Annotated in this window: 15 protein-coding genes; 10 read left to right on the forward strand and 5 right to left on the reverse strand. The window is 69.2% G+C overall.

Annotated features, from left to right (window positions below; genetic code table 11):
• Window positions 1–65: 65 nt before the first annotated feature.
• The 5 genes from ACFYX4_RS26195 to ACFYX4_RS26215 all read left to right on the forward strand — a co-directional run bounded on the left by ACFYX4_RS26195 (window position 66) and on the right by ACFYX4_RS26215 (window position 4,296).
• The gene (locus ACFYX4_RS26195; RefSeq protein ID WP_389338080.1) at window positions 66–2,018 is read left to right on the forward strand and encodes a copper resistance CopC/CopD family protein; all 1,953 of its coding nucleotides are present in this window, start codon (window positions 66–68) and stop codon (window positions 2,016–2,018) included.
• 1 nt (window position 2,019) lies between these two features.
• Window positions 2,020–2,343, forward strand: coding sequence for a hypothetical protein (locus ACFYX4_RS26200; protein ID WP_389338083.1), 324 nt, complete (start codon window positions 2,020–2,022; stop codon window positions 2,341–2,343).
• Between the two features lie 223 nt (window positions 2,344–2,566).
• Window positions 2,567–3,061 carry a DUF6928 family protein gene (locus ACFYX4_RS26205; RefSeq protein WP_389338086.1) on the forward strand — a complete coding sequence of 165 codons (495 nt, stop codon included), beginning with the start codon at window positions 2,567–2,569 and terminating at the stop codon, window positions 3,059–3,061.
• A 304-nt stretch (window positions 3,062–3,365) separates the two neighbouring features.
• Window positions 3,366–3,893 carry a DUF6584 family protein gene (locus ACFYX4_RS26210; protein WP_389338089.1) on the forward strand — a complete coding sequence of 176 codons (528 nt, stop codon included), beginning with the start codon at window positions 3,366–3,368 and terminating at the stop codon, window positions 3,891–3,893.
• 121 nt (window positions 3,894–4,014) lie between these two features.
• Complete coding sequence (locus ACFYX4_RS26215) at window positions 4,015–4,296, forward strand: DUF3027 domain-containing protein (RefSeq protein ID WP_389338335.1); 282 nt, start codon at window positions 4,015–4,017, stop codon at window positions 4,294–4,296.
• A 108-nt stretch (window positions 4,297–4,404) separates the two neighbouring features.
• Here ACFYX4_RS26215 and ACFYX4_RS26220 read toward each other — a convergent pair whose 3' ends face one another.
• From ACFYX4_RS26220 to ACFYX4_RS26235, 4 genes are all read right to left on the reverse strand, one after another.
• A complete protein-coding gene (locus tag ACFYX4_RS26220; RefSeq protein WP_389338092.1) occupies window positions 4,405–4,584 on the reverse strand; it encodes a hypothetical protein in 180 nt (59 codons plus the stop codon).
• Window positions 4,585–4,927: 343 nt separating this feature from the next.
• Window positions 4,928–5,350 carry a PIN domain nuclease gene (locus ACFYX4_RS26225; RefSeq protein ID WP_389338095.1) on the reverse strand — a complete coding sequence of 141 codons (423 nt, stop codon included), beginning with the start codon at window positions 5,348–5,350 and terminating at the stop codon, window positions 4,928–4,930.
• Complete coding sequence (locus ACFYX4_RS26230) at window positions 5,347–5,562, reverse strand: type II toxin-antitoxin system VapB family antitoxin (RefSeq protein ID WP_389338098.1); 216 nt, start codon at window positions 5,560–5,562, stop codon at window positions 5,347–5,349. Before ACFYX4_RS26230 ends, ACFYX4_RS26225 begins: the two co-directional genes overlap by 4 nt.
• Window positions 5,563–5,653: 91 nt before the next feature.
• Window positions 5,654–8,083, reverse strand: coding sequence for a helicase-associated domain-containing protein (locus ACFYX4_RS26235; protein WP_389338101.1), 2,430 nt, complete (start codon window positions 8,081–8,083; stop codon window positions 5,654–5,656).
• Window positions 8,084–8,575: 492 nt separating this feature from the next.
• Between ACFYX4_RS26235 and ACFYX4_RS26240 the strand changes: the two genes are divergently transcribed.
• Window positions 8,576–9,460, forward strand: a complete 885-nt coding sequence (locus tag ACFYX4_RS26240; RefSeq protein ID WP_389338104.1) for a sigma-70 family RNA polymerase sigma factor — start codon at window positions 8,576–8,578, stop codon at window positions 9,458–9,460.
• Window positions 9,461–9,808: 348 nt separating this feature from the next.
• Here ACFYX4_RS26240 and ACFYX4_RS26245 read toward each other — a convergent pair whose 3' ends face one another.
• On the reverse strand, window positions 9,809–10,303 hold the full coding sequence (locus ACFYX4_RS26245) for a carboxymuconolactone decarboxylase family protein (RefSeq protein WP_389338107.1): 495 nt from the start codon (window positions 10,301–10,303) through the stop codon (window positions 9,809–9,811).
• A 621-nt stretch (window positions 10,304–10,924) separates the two neighbouring features.
• Here ACFYX4_RS26245 and ACFYX4_RS26250 point away from each other — a divergent pair.
• The 4 genes from ACFYX4_RS26250 (at window position 10,925) to ACFYX4_RS26265 (ending at window position 14,173) form a co-directional block, all read left to right on the forward strand.
• Entirely contained in the window at window positions 10,925–11,206 is a 282-nt protein-coding gene (locus ACFYX4_RS26250) for a type II toxin-antitoxin system Phd/YefM family antitoxin (protein WP_389338110.1), read from the forward strand.
• A gap of 4 nt (window positions 11,207–11,210) precedes the next feature.
• Entirely contained in the window at window positions 11,211–11,492 is a 282-nt protein-coding gene (locus tag ACFYX4_RS26255) for a type II toxin-antitoxin system RelE/ParE family toxin (RefSeq protein WP_389338113.1), read from the forward strand.
• Window positions 11,493–11,929: 437 nt separating this feature from the next.
• Window positions 11,930–12,721, forward strand: a complete 792-nt coding sequence (locus tag ACFYX4_RS26260) for an IS3 family transposase (RefSeq protein WP_389338116.1) — start codon at window positions 11,930–11,932, stop codon at window positions 12,719–12,721.
• A 552-nt stretch (window positions 12,722–13,273) separates the two neighbouring features.
• Entirely contained in the window at window positions 13,274–14,173 is a 900-nt protein-coding gene (locus ACFYX4_RS26265) for a restriction endonuclease (protein WP_389338119.1), read from the forward strand.
• The last annotated feature ends 16 nt before the right edge of the window (window positions 14,174–14,189 follow it).

Consider the following 14,189-nt stretch of genomic DNA (forward strand, 5'->3'; position numbering starts at 1 on the left):
GAGGTGATGCGGGACGTGACGCGGGAAGCGGCACGGGAAGCGGCGTCCGGCGACTTCAAGGGCTGGTGCTGCTGGGCGCCATGCTGGTCCTGCTCCTCCTCGGAGGCGCGGGCACGGCGTCGGCTCACGCCGCCCTCCGCTCCACCGACCCCGCTGACGGAACCGTCCTCAAGACCTCCCCTGCCGGCATCACCCTGACCTTCACCGAGTCCGTCGGCCTCCTGGACGACTCGTTCCGCCTCCTCGACCCGGACAACCAGCGGGTCAAAACCGGAGAGGCCCGGCACGCGGCCGGCCGCGCGGAGACGGCGCAGGTCACCCTGCCCGAGAAGCTCGGCAACGGCACGTTCACGGTGGCCTGGCGGGTGGTGTCGGCGGACAGTCACCCGGTCTCCGGCGCCTTCACGTTCTCCGTGGGCAAGCCGTCCCCGACCACGGCCGCCCTGAACGCCGGTCCCACCGAGGACCCGGCCACCGGCGGCCTGTTCAAGATCGGCCGCTATCTGGCGTACGGGGCCGCGACCGTCGTCATCGGCATCGGGATCTTCGTCGCGGTCTGCCGTCCGCCGGACGTACGCCCCCTGCGCAAGCCGCTGCTGGCCGGCTTCTGGATCCTCGTCGGCACATCGGTCTTCCTGCTCCTGCTGCGCGCCCCCTACGAGGAGGGCACCGGCCCGGCGGGGGCGTTCGACCTCGACGGCCTGCGCCGCACCCTGACCGGCCGCCCCGGTTTCGCCCTGCTCGCCCGACTGGCCCTCCTCGCGGCGACCGCCGCCCTCCTCCTGCGACACCGCGACCGCGTACGACCCACGCGCGCGTCCCTCGCCGCCGGCGCCGTGCTCGCCGTGGGCCTGGCCCTGACCTGGGCCGCCGCCGAACACGCGTCGGCCGGCATCCAGGTCCCGGCCGCGATCACCTCGTCGGTGCTGCACCTGCTCGCCATGGCGGCGTGGCTCGGCGGCCTGACGGCACTGCTCGTCCTCCTCCAGCGCACCGCCCTGCCGGCCGCCGTGGCCGCCCGCTTCAGCCGCCTGGCCACCGCCTCGGTGATCGTCCTGGCGGCGACGGGCGTCTACCAGTCCTGGCGCGGCCTCGGCACCCTCGACACCCTGACGACCACGACGTACGGCCGCGTTCTGCTGGCGAAGCTGGCGGCGGTGACCCTGCTGCTCCTGGCGGGCGCGTGGTCGCGCCGCTGGACGGCACGCTGGGTGAGAGCGGAGTCGGGAACGACGACGCCGGCGACGGAGACGGCAGAGACGACGGAGACGACGGAGACGACGGAGACGACGGAGACGACGGAGACGACGGAGACGACGACGGAAGGAACGACGGCGGTGAAGCCGGAAGCGAGCCTGGCAACGGTAGGCGCGAAGCGCGAGCCACTCGAGACGACAGCCCGGATCCCGCACCCGGATTCGCCCCCGAAGCCGACGTCCGACGCCTCCTCGTCCGACGCCCCCTCGTCCCACGCACCGACCTCACCACCCCGGGTCACCACCCCCGACGACCCGCCCCTCACCCCCTCCGAGGACGCCCACCGCCGAGCCCTGCGCCGCTCCGTCCTGGCGGAGGTCGCCGTCTCCGTGGTCGTCCTGCTGCTCACGACGATCCTCACCGCCACGCTCCCCGGCCGGGCGGCGGCGGAGGCGGCGTCCGCCGAACAGTCCTCGGGCCTGCCGGTCGCCTCCGTGACGGACGTCCCCTTCGCGGTCGGCGGCGCCAGCGGCAAGGTCCAGGTCACCCTCGACCCGGCCCGCGTCGGCGGCAACTCGATCCAGGCCGTGGCCTACGGCCGAGACGGCGGCTTCGTCTCCCTCCCCGAACTCCGCATGACCTTCACCCTCCCCAGCCAGGACATCGGCCCCCTGGACGCCAAACTCACCGACCGAGGCGGCTACTGGAGCACCCCTTCCGTCAACCTGCCCATCCCGGGCACCTGGGAGATGAAGCTGACGGTGCGGGTGTCGGACATCGACCAGGTGAGCGTGACGAGGCCGGTACGGATCGAGCGCTGAGATGACGTCATTGCAGACGGCCCTGGCCGAGGCGTCGTCCCCCTCATTTTCTCGACGCGTCCGCGCAGGACGCGACTTGGCCCCCTTCGCCGAAGTTCCCGAGGCCGCGGAAGCGTTGGCAGGCCTGCTGCTGGACACCGAGGACATGGCGGTGATCCGCCAGACGGCGGAGGCCCTGGCCCGGCTGGGGACGGAGACCGCTCGACGCCTCATCGCCGACGCGATGGCAAAGGCCGACGACACCCAGGCCGACTGGCTCCAAACGGGCATCGACGACACGCTCACGGACCCGGACGGCCCTGACCTTGTCAGACCCGCTCGGTAGCGTCGACCGGCAATCGGCAGGCGCGCGGAGGGGGCGAACGCATGGGGGCAAGGTCAGCAATCCTGGTCTACGCGGACGGCGAGGCGGCCGAGTTGCTCCGGACTGCGACACCGCCGACGGACCACGCCCGCGCAGCAGCCTTGGCGGCCCGGTACCGGCCGGGAGAACTCCTCCTGGAGGACGGCGAGGTCCCCTGGACATTGTCTGCCCGCCGAAGGGGACGGTGTGCGTCCTGTCGCGTCCAGGCCTGGACATCATCTGCGACCAAGCCCTCATGCTCGAACGCCCCTCGCAACTGCCGGAGCACCTGGTGCAAGCCGGCCGTGGACGACGCCTCTACCTCCACGCCACGCACAGCGTCGCCGACTGGCTGGCCTTCGCGATCTGGGAAGACGGCCGACTGATCCGCTCCCTGAGCGCGTCCCCGGACCACGGCATCACGGAAGACACCGGCGACCGACTCCCGTTCGAACTCCCCTACTGGCAGGGCCGGCAGAAGGGGGACCCCTGCCCACCCTACGAAGACGAGGAGCCCACCCTCCCGTTCTGCCCGCTCGACCTGGGCGAGCGGGCGCTGCGGGAGTTCTTCGGCCTCGACGCCGAAGACGCCCCGCCCGAGCCGACGATGAACCCCTGGAGCGTCGAACTGCACGGCTACCGGCCGAAGACAGGCCGATGGAGACGCTTGAGGACCAGGCTCTCGGCTCACCGCCCCTAGTCCCGGGCCGCTGCGGTGCAGCAACCGCCTGGGCCTTGCTCAGCCATGCAGCGGCAAGCTCGCTTCGTCGTCGCTCATCGCGGTGTAGACGGTGAGGCAGGATGCGACGACGTCAACCTCCGAAGGCCCTGCGATCCGGAGCCGCACCAACTCGGGGAGATCGGAAGAGCGGCTCCTGTCTCGACACGGTGCAGATAGGTAAGCGAGATCACGACGTCTGGCTTCACGAGGCCGTGAGAGCGAGCGGGTACCGAGCGACGAAACGAGGTCGACGTACGTCAGTGCGGTATCCGATCATGCGTCCATGCCCCTGACGGAGACCCTTGCCCGAGTCGATGCAGACCTGGCTGCCGGCCGGGTTCCCGTCGCGCGCCAGCGCCTGCGCGGTCTCGTCTCGTCCTTCCCGCACGACCTGACGCTCCGCCGTCGGCTGGCCGAGGTGTACCGGCTCTACGGCGACGCCGCCGAGGCTGGACGCTGGATGTACCTCGAAGAGGACCGGAACGCCGAAGAGACCGCTGCCTTCGAGGCGCGGTACGGATCTCCCAGGTGGCGGATGAAGGCCCTCGCCTGGCAGGGCCCAGAGGCGGAAGCCGCCACCGCTTTCGCGGAGGGGCAGCTGACCGCGGTGCGGACCGCCTGCGCCGAGGAGTTGGGACACCTCGTCGACTGGAACGACCCCGCCTCTTACCAGGACGACCTGGAAGGGCAGTACGAGGCGCCTCACGAGCCGTGGACGGTCGGCGATGTGCTGACGGGCGCCGGCTGCCTGGTGGCGGCCCTCGCGTTGGTCGCGATCTGGGTGAATGGACTCGTCGCCCTCTTCGACTGACTCAGGTCACCGGGACTTGCGAGGAGCGCCGCTCGAGGTTCGGTGAGATCGTCCAGAACTGCCGTGAAGGGGTCTTGGGGTGTCCAAGTCGGCGGCAGCGGACCGCAGCGCGGACCGCCCGATGCCTGGCGGAGCTTGGACAGGCGATGACCACGAGCACAACGATGCCTGTCACGAGCGCTGGTCGCGGGGGCGGAACAGGCGCACTGATCAGCCCGGCTACCGGGATGAGTGGTTTGACGAGCAGTGCGGCGGTTGCCGCTTCTGGGTCGCGCTGAGCGGTGAGCTGGGGCGGGACTGGGGAGTCTGCTCTGATCCTGGCTCGGCGTTCGACGGGCGGGTGCGCTTCGAGCATGACGGCTGCGATTCCTTCGCCCTCCGTGAGGACGGGTCCTTCGGGTGACCGGGACGGGCGAAGCCGAAGGCCCCGACCCCCATCATGGGCCGGGGCTTTCTACTGCCTGAGCGGACAGACGCAGGGGCTCGCAGGTCGAGATGCGCTCTGCGACTGTCAGCGCGTGGCGGTCACGAGAACGGTCATCAGCGTCGTCATCGTCGCGATGCCGGTCATCGCGACCTGGACCGGCGCCGTCAGCGCGGGGCGGAAGCGCACCAATGCGGCGAGCGCCGATGCCACGAGCAGGGTCAGAACGACGACCACCATGGCGAGCACGAGCGTGATCAGGATCATCAAGAACAACCTTCGAGTAGGCGTGCGACCCGCACGTGAGAGGTGGAGCGCGCGGGCTCCATCCCTTCCGAGGGCTGCGGGGGTCCCCGGCAGCACGGCGAGATTGATCGGTGCGGGGGTTAGCGCCGCAACTTCTGCCTGCTCTGCTTATTCGTCGCTTCGGGCGTACTGATCCGTCGGGCAACGACGAAGGGCCCCACCGCAAGCGGTGGGGCCCTTCGACATCGTGCCCGGTGAGGCACTGGCGGAGGATACGAGATTCGAACTCGTGAGGGGTTGCCCCCAACACGCTTTCCAAATGTTCGTCCGGGGGTTCTGGGACGCTCGGGGGCGGATCGCCCGCCTATTTGCCGCTCTCCGGGCCGTACCACTGAAGAGCCTGGCCGGTGACTGCCGCGATGCAGGCGAAGTCGTGGTCGCGGTGCAGGAGGGTGAGTCCTTGCAGCTCGGCTGTCGCGGCGACGACGAAATCCACCGCGCCCGCACTGCGATGCTTTCCCTGTTTGGTGAGAGCTTCCTGGACCTGCCAGGCGCGGTCGTAGGCGCGGTCGTCGACGGGAACCCAACTGAAGATCAGTCGCATGTCCTCGACGCTGCGAGCCCTGTCGGCGGCCGACCGGGCGCCGTAGAAGAACTCAAGCTCGGTGATCGGGCAGGTGGCGATGAGCCCAGCGGCTGCCGCCTGGTCCCAGCCGTACTGCTCCGCGTCCTCGCGCATGAACCGAGCGAGCGCGCTGGTGTCGATCAGGAACTGGGCCGCGTTCACCCGCGGTAGCTCCCCTTGTTTTCGAACAGCTCCATATCGAATGCGCCGTCCCCGGCCGCGGCTCGCAGCCGGGCGAGAGCCAGGGCACGACGCCGGCTCTCCAACACCTCGCGGAGAGCGGTGTTGACCGTCTCCTTCTTGGTGCTCGTCCCGAGGGCTTTAGCCACGTCCGCGACCAGGTCGTCGTCCAGGTCGATAACCGTCCGACTCATGGGTGCCTCCTGATATCAAACGTGGGGTCAAGTAATCTCGTGAGGTGCCCGCGGGGTGGCGCACTCGGGCACCGGCCTTGGCCGCCGAGTCCTACGCGGGCATCACGCCGTGGATGCGGGAGAGCGTGAAGACGCGTTCCGCTTCGCGCAGGTGGCACCAGGCGTCGAGGTAGGGCGGGTCGAGTTCCAGGTCGCTGAGGGTGCGTACGGTCCGGTTGCCCGAGGTGGCGATGTACTCGACCGTGATGGCCGCACCGGTGTCGATGGCATGGGCGACCTGGCGGACGTCGCTGTACGACAGGTGCTTCGCGTATCCGGCGACGATCTCCTCGGTGTCCGTCGCGAAAGGCACCCCGCTGCCGAACGGGTCGGGTTCCGGTGTGGTCGGCGGGGCCTTGAGCAGCCGGTCGGCCAGGACGTCCATCCCGGCGTCGGCGGGCATGTCCGCGGCACGGGCTGCGGTGGTCCGGAGCCCGCGCCGCCCGGCGTTCCTTCGCGGTGGTGGGACGGCAGCGGCGGCCCTCTGCGGCACGCGCTTTTCGATGCGTACCGTTCCCCCGGCGGTCTCGGTGACCGGGGCGTAGCCCGCGGCACGGAGCGCGGCGAGAGCCGTCGCGGGTGGACTGCCGCTGACCAGGACCGTCGGGGCGAGCTGCCGCAGGCCGAGCTTGGACAGTGCGCGGTGTGCGGCGAGTTCGGCCAGGAGCGCGGGTTCGTCGCCGTGGATGACACAGGCGGCGGGGGCGATGCGTACCCGTCCATGACCTCGTGCTGTGTCGGCGATGAGATAGGTCAGCGGCTGTGGCAGGGCCGTGGCGGAGCCGGCTGCCAGGTCGGCTGTGATGTCGTCCGGGGTGCGGCCGGCATCCAGGGCCCGGCGGATACTGCCGACGCTGAAGCGCCATACCGACGCCGTGCCACTGGTCTCCCGGTCGGCCATTGAATCCAGCAGCGCTGTGAGTCGCGCGGACGGGGTGCCGGTGACGACGGCGGTGAGGTCGGCGCCGATCCGGGCCGTCGTGGTCGCGGGGGGCAACAGTCGCCGGGCCGTGACGTCGAGCTCTTCGTCGGCGTGGGCCGCCAGGTGGGCACCGAGCGGGGACAGCGCACCCCGTGCCAGCACGCCCAGCAGTTCGCCTTCGCGGATCACGGTGCTGAACGGTGCCGTGTCCTGGGGCGAGGCGTCGTCGGCGAGCGGACGGTGCCAGGCCACCAGCGGCCCCAGCTCCGAAGCGACCTTCGCGCCTTGTCCTGCCGGGAGCCCCGCTGCCGCGGTGAGCAGCCCGTGACGGGCCTGCAGACAGCCGCCGCAGTCAGGCGCACCGGCGAGCGCGGGAAGCGCCTTGTTGTCTTCGTCGCGCGCCCGGGTGGGGGTGAGCGGCAGGTCCCGCCATGCCCGGAGCAGTACGGCGAGTTGTTCTGCGGGCTCCTGCTCGGCCCAGGTGTCGTACGCCTCGGTGGGAGGTACGCGATCGCCGTCGCGGGCCAGCAGCCCGGCAGCGTACGCGGTCTCCAGGGCGATGCGTACGACGGCGTCGTCCGCTTGGGCGGCCTTGCCGAGCCGGGCCAGTTCACGCGCGCCGATCCCGCCCGACTTCAGCCGGGTCGGTGGGGCGGTTGCGCACGCCGAAAGGACGGAGGCGGCATGGGCCGCGAACGCGGTGGCGGCTACCGCGGCCTCCCGCTCCACCTCCGCCGAGGTGATGGGCACCAAGTGTGGAACGGGCTGCAGAGGTTCGAACGGCGCGTGCCAATCGGGTCCCCGCAGAGCCAGGGCCACCTCGACCGGCATCCGGACGGGCCCGTACCGGTGACGGTCCTGGACCAGGAGTCCGCGGTCGAGTGCCCAGCGGGCGCCTGGCTGGAGGTCGTGGCCGGGAGCCCCGAACACGACGAACAGTGACTGACGCGGCGTGGACCTGGCGCTCTGCTCAAGCAACTTCCGTGTGGCCGCCGGTGCCCCCGCCACCAACGCGGCGACCCGTTCCGCGTCACTGTGATGCTCCACCAGAGCCGCGAGTCGCTGCTGCTTGGTGCCGGGTGGCTTGACACCCAGGACCGCCAGCATCCCGCGCAGTTCCTCCGAGGTGGTGCCGGCCAGCAGCTCCTCCAGAGGGGCGTCAAGTCCCAGGGGCGTGCTCCACGCCTGCCGCAAGGGTGTAGCCATACGAAGTGCCTCGTTGCCGTCGTGCCACACGAGCGCCCGATCCGACAACTCCTCCAGTGTCGCGTCCAGCGCGTGCACCGCGGCAGGGGACGTCGAGCCGAGCAACTCCGCGAGTCTCTCCCGGGTCGCTCGTGCTCCCAGGGCCGCCAGCGCCTCGGCAGCCTGCAAGCACGGGAGCGTGAGTTGCGGCAGGACGAGTGCCACGGACCCGGGACGTTGGAGACGGTCCGCCAGTTCCCCCACCGAGCGTGGTTCCGGGGAGGAGGCTGTGTCCTTCCGCATGGCGAGTACGCGTGCCAGGCGGGAACCATCGAGTTCGCTCAGCCAAGTCGCAAGCGTCGATCGGGACTTCATGAGGGTGCACCTCGACAGACAGGGAGCGTCACAGGCGCGCCGAAGCAGCTTCGGCGCCAAGGTCAAGGATGGCGCAGTTCCATGATCTGCGGATGCCGTACGAAGACAGAGTCCGGGGCACCTCCCCGCCGCGGGCGAGGAGCCGAGCCGCGATTGCGGCTCGGCTTCTCGTTTCGCCTGTTCAGGCGGCTGCGGAGGATACGAGATTCGAACTCGTGAGGGGTTGCCCCCAACACGCTTTCCAAATGTTTCGTCCGAGGGTTCGGGACTGATCAGCAACAGTCTGACCTGCGGCGAAGCGGGGCTGTAGGTGGAGCGTGGACGGCGCTGGACGGGGGGGTGAGCAACCAGAACTGCAACCAAGGGGGAGCGGGGTGTGCTCTGGCGAGATTCTTCACGAGGGCGGCGATGCGAGCGTTCAACGCGGTGTCTCTATCGTGATCGGTTAGCGTCCGTCACCGAACCGACGGATCCGACGCGAGGATGTGACAGGTGAACGGGGAAATTCTTCTGGCCGAGCGCTTCGAGGCGGAACGGGCCCAACTGCGCTCGGTGGCCTACCGAATGCTGGGGACGATCGCCGAGGCCGAGGACGCGGTCCAGGAGGCGTGGCTGAAGCTGAGCCGCAGCGATGTGAACGAGGTGAGGAACCTCGCTGCCTGGCTCACCACCGTTGTCGGCCGGGTCTGCCTGGATCAGCTGCGCTCACGTGCCTCGCGCCGTGAGGACCCGCTGCCCGAGCAGGACGGGCACGTCCGGCTGCCGGACCCGGTCGTCAGCGGCCTCGCCGCGATCAACCCGGAGCGGGAAATCCTGGTCGCGGACTCGGTCGGCATAGCGCTGATGGTCGTCCTGGAGACGCTCTCCCCGGCGGAGCGCCTGGCGTTCGTCCTACACGACATGTTCGATGTGCCCTTCGACGAGATCGCACCGGTCCTGGACCGCACCTCCGCCTCCACCCGGCAGCTCGCCAGCCGAGCTCGCCGCCGGGTCCAGGGCGCCACCCCGGTCGCCGACACCGACCTGGCCCGCAAGCGTGAGGTGGTGGACGCGTTCCTGACCGCCTCGCGCGGTGGTGACTTCGAGGCGCTGCTCGATGTCCTCGACCCCGCGGTGGTGGCCCGCTCGGACGGTGGCGCGCTCGTGCCGAGCTTCCTGCGGCGCGGTGCGGCGGATGTCGCCTCCCAGGCGATCACCTTCGCCCGCTTCGCCGCCGACACCCGCCCGGTGCTCGTCAACGGCACGCCCGGGGTGGTCTCCTTCGTCGACGCCCGCGCGCTGTCGGTCATGTCGTTCACGATCCTGGACGGCCGGATCACCGGCCTGGACATCCTCACCGACCCGTCGCGCCTGGCCGCCCTCAGCCTGGCTCCCTGACCGGTATGCCCCGGCGGCCGACCGGCCGCCGGGGCATACCGCAGGATCAGGTGAGTTGGGGCCCACCGCAGCAAGAGCAGGTCTGAGGAGCGAGAGTGCGTATGCCCGGGTCAGCCTCATTGGACCGCTGATCATCCTGTCCACGAGGTCGGGTGCGTGCTCCAGGGCGGTGCTCGCGCACCCCGCCGAGGCCAGGGCAACCCCGGCCATTCCCCGCACGCACGGACTGCCTTCGCGCCTTGCCTGTTGCGCTTCGAAACGGCACACATCGACTTCAACGAGATGCCGTCTCTCACCCGGCACGCCGTTGCGCGCGCAGTCGGGCTGGCGGCTGACGAGCAGTGCGGGTCAGTCCCACTGGTCGTCGGCGAGGGAGGTGACGGGCTGGGGCTTGCCGATGACGGCCAGGGCGATGAAGAAGTTGATCTGGCCGATCGCGATGGTGAGGGTGGCCAGGGCCTTGTTGTCGTAGTGCTTGGCGGCCGCGGTGTACAGCTCGTCGGTGACGCGTTCCCGGCTGTGCGGGGCGGGCTGGAGGGTGGCTTCCACCAGGGCGAGGGCGGCGCGCTCGGCGTCGGTGAAGTAGGGCGCGTCCTGCCAGGAGGAGACGGCGGTGATGCGCTCCTCGGACTCGCCGGCCTTTCGCAGAAAGCTGGCGTTCAGGATGGTCAGGTAGGTGTTGCCGACGATCTGTCCGGCGCGCAGGTGCATGAGGTTGATCGTGGTGCGCGGCACCGACTGGTTGCCCGTGGCTCGGAACAGGGCGGCGCTGATGTCCGTCAGCTCGGGCACGAACTCGCCCGGGTTGGGCATCCGGGAGATCGAGGTGTTCGTTTTCGTCATGGCTGTTCTCCTTCACATCGGCCCGGTTGGCGTCTTCATCACACCGACGGACGGGGGCAGGGAGATGTGACAGGAATCCGGCAAGACTTTTTCGGCGTGCTGCGGCCTGGTGGAAGCAGCACGCGCACTGTCGGTGGCTGCTGGGCAGCGGTCAATTCGGCATAGGTGTCGTGGTGGCGGGCCGCGTCCGCGCGCCATCGGCAGCGCTTTGCACAGGTCAATACGGTGCAGTGGGTACTGATCGCTGTCTTGCTGTCGGACCGCGCATGGGTCGCACCTCGGGCTCGACCCCAGGCGTTCCCCGGGGAACCCGCGCCGTGGCGACCATAAGGGCATGCGTCGCAAGGACTGGCGACCGACTTCGGCGGTGGGGCACACCGCGACGGCGCCTACGTGCCGCACCTTCGTTGTGCTGTGCGTGGCTTTTCCCCAGCACAGACTCGGCAGCGTACTTCTCAAGCACTCCGCAGCCGGACGGCTACGGCCATCGCGGCTCGAGAAGATCCTGCGCAGCGACCCGCTCCAGCTGTGAAAGTACCGAAACCGCCAGATCTCTAAGGGGCGGTGCAGGTCGCGCGGCAGCACCCTTCCCCCTTCATGTACATCTGCTACATTCATGACATGAGTGACCCGGTGGTCGAATCCATGGCTGAGGTGCGCAGCCACCTCGCCGACGTCATCGATCGTGCTCGCCGGGAGGAGACCCCGACGATCATCACTCGACGTGGCAAACACGAAGCCGTCGTGATCGACATCCAGGAGTACCAGCGCCTGCGTGAGATCGCGGAGAGCGCCGAAGAAGCGTGGCTCAACCAACTGGCCGACGAAGCCGAGTCCGAGGGTACGGAGGGGTCGGTCTCGCTCGAAGAAATGGCCGCCTTGCTGCGCGCTCGTCAGGGCTGATCCCATGGGGTACGCCACGCGCTTCACACCGCACGCTCAGCGGGACATGCTCAAGATTCCGCGCCCGGATGCCCTGCGCATCCTGCACCGCCTCAGCGAACTCCAGAAGGCGATGGATGCGGGGGACACCGCATCGTTCGACGTCAAGGCGCTCCAAGGGCACAGTGCCCGCTGGCGGCTCAGGGTCGGCGACTATCGCGTCGTCTATACCGTTGAGGACGGTCGGCTGATCGTGTGGGTCCTGACCGCCGGCAATCGTCGCGACGTCTACCGCCAAGTCGGGTAGACCGCCCGCGGCGCCGACTCGTGTCGATTGTCCGCCGGGAGTTGCGGGGCGTGCGCCTGCCTGATTGTCGAGTACCCCGAATGTCGCCTCTAGATGCAACCAGAACTGCAACCGATGCATGCCGAGGAGCCGAGCCGCGATTGCGGCTCGGCTTCTCGTTTCGCCTGTTCAGGCGGCTGCGGAGGATACGAGATTCGAACTCGTGAGGGGTTGCCCCCAACACGCTTTCCAAATGTTTCGTACGGGGGTCCGGCGGGGGTCGTAGGTGTCCTGACCTGGGGCGGAGCGTTCGGGGTGGCCCTGTCCGGACCGGGCCGGACGGGGGCGAATGAGACCAGGACTGAGACCAGCCGAGCCCTTCGGCCTCTACTGACGGTACCCCCGTTACGGCTCCGCAGCCGACCGGGTCAGGACAGGCCGTACAACTTCAGCCCGACGTGGTCGACGATCCAGCGGTATGCCTCGCCGTCGATCGCGAAGCCGGCGGGATCTACGGATCGCCCAGGATCCATGCCGTCCTGAAGCGCGAGGGCGTCCACGTCGGCCGCAAGCGGGTCGAGCGGCTCATGCGCCAGGCCGGCCTGGCCGGGATCAGCCCCCGCAGGAGCAAGGGCTTCACCCGCCGCGACCCGGACGCCGACCTCGCCCCTGACCTGGTGCAACGCGACTTCACGGCACCCGCGCCGAATCGGCTGTGGGTCACCGATCTGACCATGATCCCCACCCTGGAGGGGCCACTGTGGCTGTCGGCGATCCGCGATGCCTTCTCCCGGAGAGTCGTGGCCTGGGAGACCTCCGCCCGCGCGGACGCCGACCTGGTCCTCACCTCCCTCGAGTACGCGCTGGCCAGCCGCGAGGTCACCCCTGGCGAACTCGTCCACCACGCCGACCACGGCACGCAATACACGTCTATCAAGCTCACAACACGCCTGGTCAGAGCAGGAGTTCAGGCGTCCATGGGCTCGGTCGGCGACTCCTTCGACAATGCCCTGGCGGAGAACCTGTGGATGCTGATCAAGACCGAGTGCATCCGCGGCCGCGTCTTCGCGACCAGGGCCGAGGCGAATCTCGCGCTTTTCGAGTACATCGACGGCTTCTACAACCCCCGCCGCATCCAGAAGCGGCTCGGCTACCTCAGCCCCATCGAGTTCGAGGAGAAGCACTACGCCGACCAGGCAGCGGCCGAACCAGTGAACCTGAAACCACGTCAACCCGCCCTGACCTGCTAGTCAGCCCCTCCCGCGCAGCGGGGGAACCTCAAGGAGACCGCGCCCTTGCCGTCGGGCCCGGGCAACGTTCGACCTGGCGAGTCCTGAGAAACGGGAGATATCAACACAGCAACGTGGTCGCGGCCGGTAGTCCGGCCTTCGTCATCGGCAGTTTGGTGGGCTCCGCGCTCGGCAACTCCTCTCGGCGTCGTCAAGCGGAGCGCGATGCACAACCGCGGTGGGTGCTGGACGGCGCGGGAGAGGTGACCATCACCCTGCGGAGGCTGTTCTTCGCCCATCCGGTAGCTGAGCTTGACCTCGACTGGAGGGCGCTCAGCACGATCGATCTCGTAGCCCCGGATGTGTTCCAGACAAGCTTCCTTAACACCCGCGGGCAACACGCGACGATCCGTGTGCATACGCCGTGGGCATCGCTCATCTTCGTCGTCGCTGCTGTTGCGGCGTTCCCAGCTCACCCCCGTCTACTTGGGCGAGGGTGGCTGCCAGCAGACTTCGAGTCGCGATGCGCAAGCATCGGGCGCCCATGTCGCCCAGCTGCCCAGCTTGCGTCGGATGGACGCCGGCAGTGATCGGGAACGAGCGGAAGCCGGCGTGCCCCATCGCGATATCGGTCGCCGCTACCGGGCGGATGAGCCGTCCCTCATAGGCAAGATGAGCGGAGCACCGGTTGCCAGCCATTGGCTGATCGGCGCCCTTACGGTTCGGTGCCTCCTCCTTGATCCTGCTGTGCTGGACTACAGGGAGGGTCATGGCGGCGGCACGGAAGCGGCGTGTATCGGCTGCGCGCAAGCGTCGCCAGCAGCGGCTCAAGATCGGATCCTTGCTGGGGGCGTGAGCGTTGTCGTGCTGGTGGCCTTCTGGAGCGAGGTCTGGCCCTATCTGGTGGGTGCGCTCGTGCTTGGCGGCGCCGTCAGCGGCGGGTGGTGGCTGTGGCGCACCGATCGGTTCATCAAGGGCGGCGATCGGCAATGGAGGCATGACGAGGCCGTAAAGGCGGGGCATCGGACGCTCGCTGAGGTCGACGCGATGACGGGAACGGAGTTCGAGGACTTCGTCGTGGAGTTGTGTCGGCGAGATGGGTGCAGCGACGTGCGGAGGGTCGGCGGCTCCCACGACAACGGGGCTGACGTGTTGGGGTGCCTCCCCGACGGGCGGACCATGGTGATCCAGTGCAAGCGGTACACGCCCAAGAGCAAGATCCCCAGCCGGGAGATGCGGGATCTGCTGGGTGCGAGTGTGCACTTCAAGGCTGACGTGGCGATCTTCGTGGCCACCACGTACTTCAGCGGGCCGGCCGAGAAATTCGCCACGGAGAACGACATCCTCGCCGTCCATCGCGATCACCTCGGGCTGTGGAACAACGGTGCCTCGTTGCTGTCGCTCGGCGCGGTGAACGGGCTGGGGCAAGGGGATCGACGGCATCGGGCGCGCTGGAAGGAGACGTACGAATAGGAGGGCCTCCCGGCAG

The sequence above is a fragment of the Streptomyces sp. NPDC002328 genome, assembly GCF_042890065.1.
GTDB lineage: Bacteria > Actinomycetota > Actinomycetes > Streptomycetales > Streptomycetaceae > Streptomyces.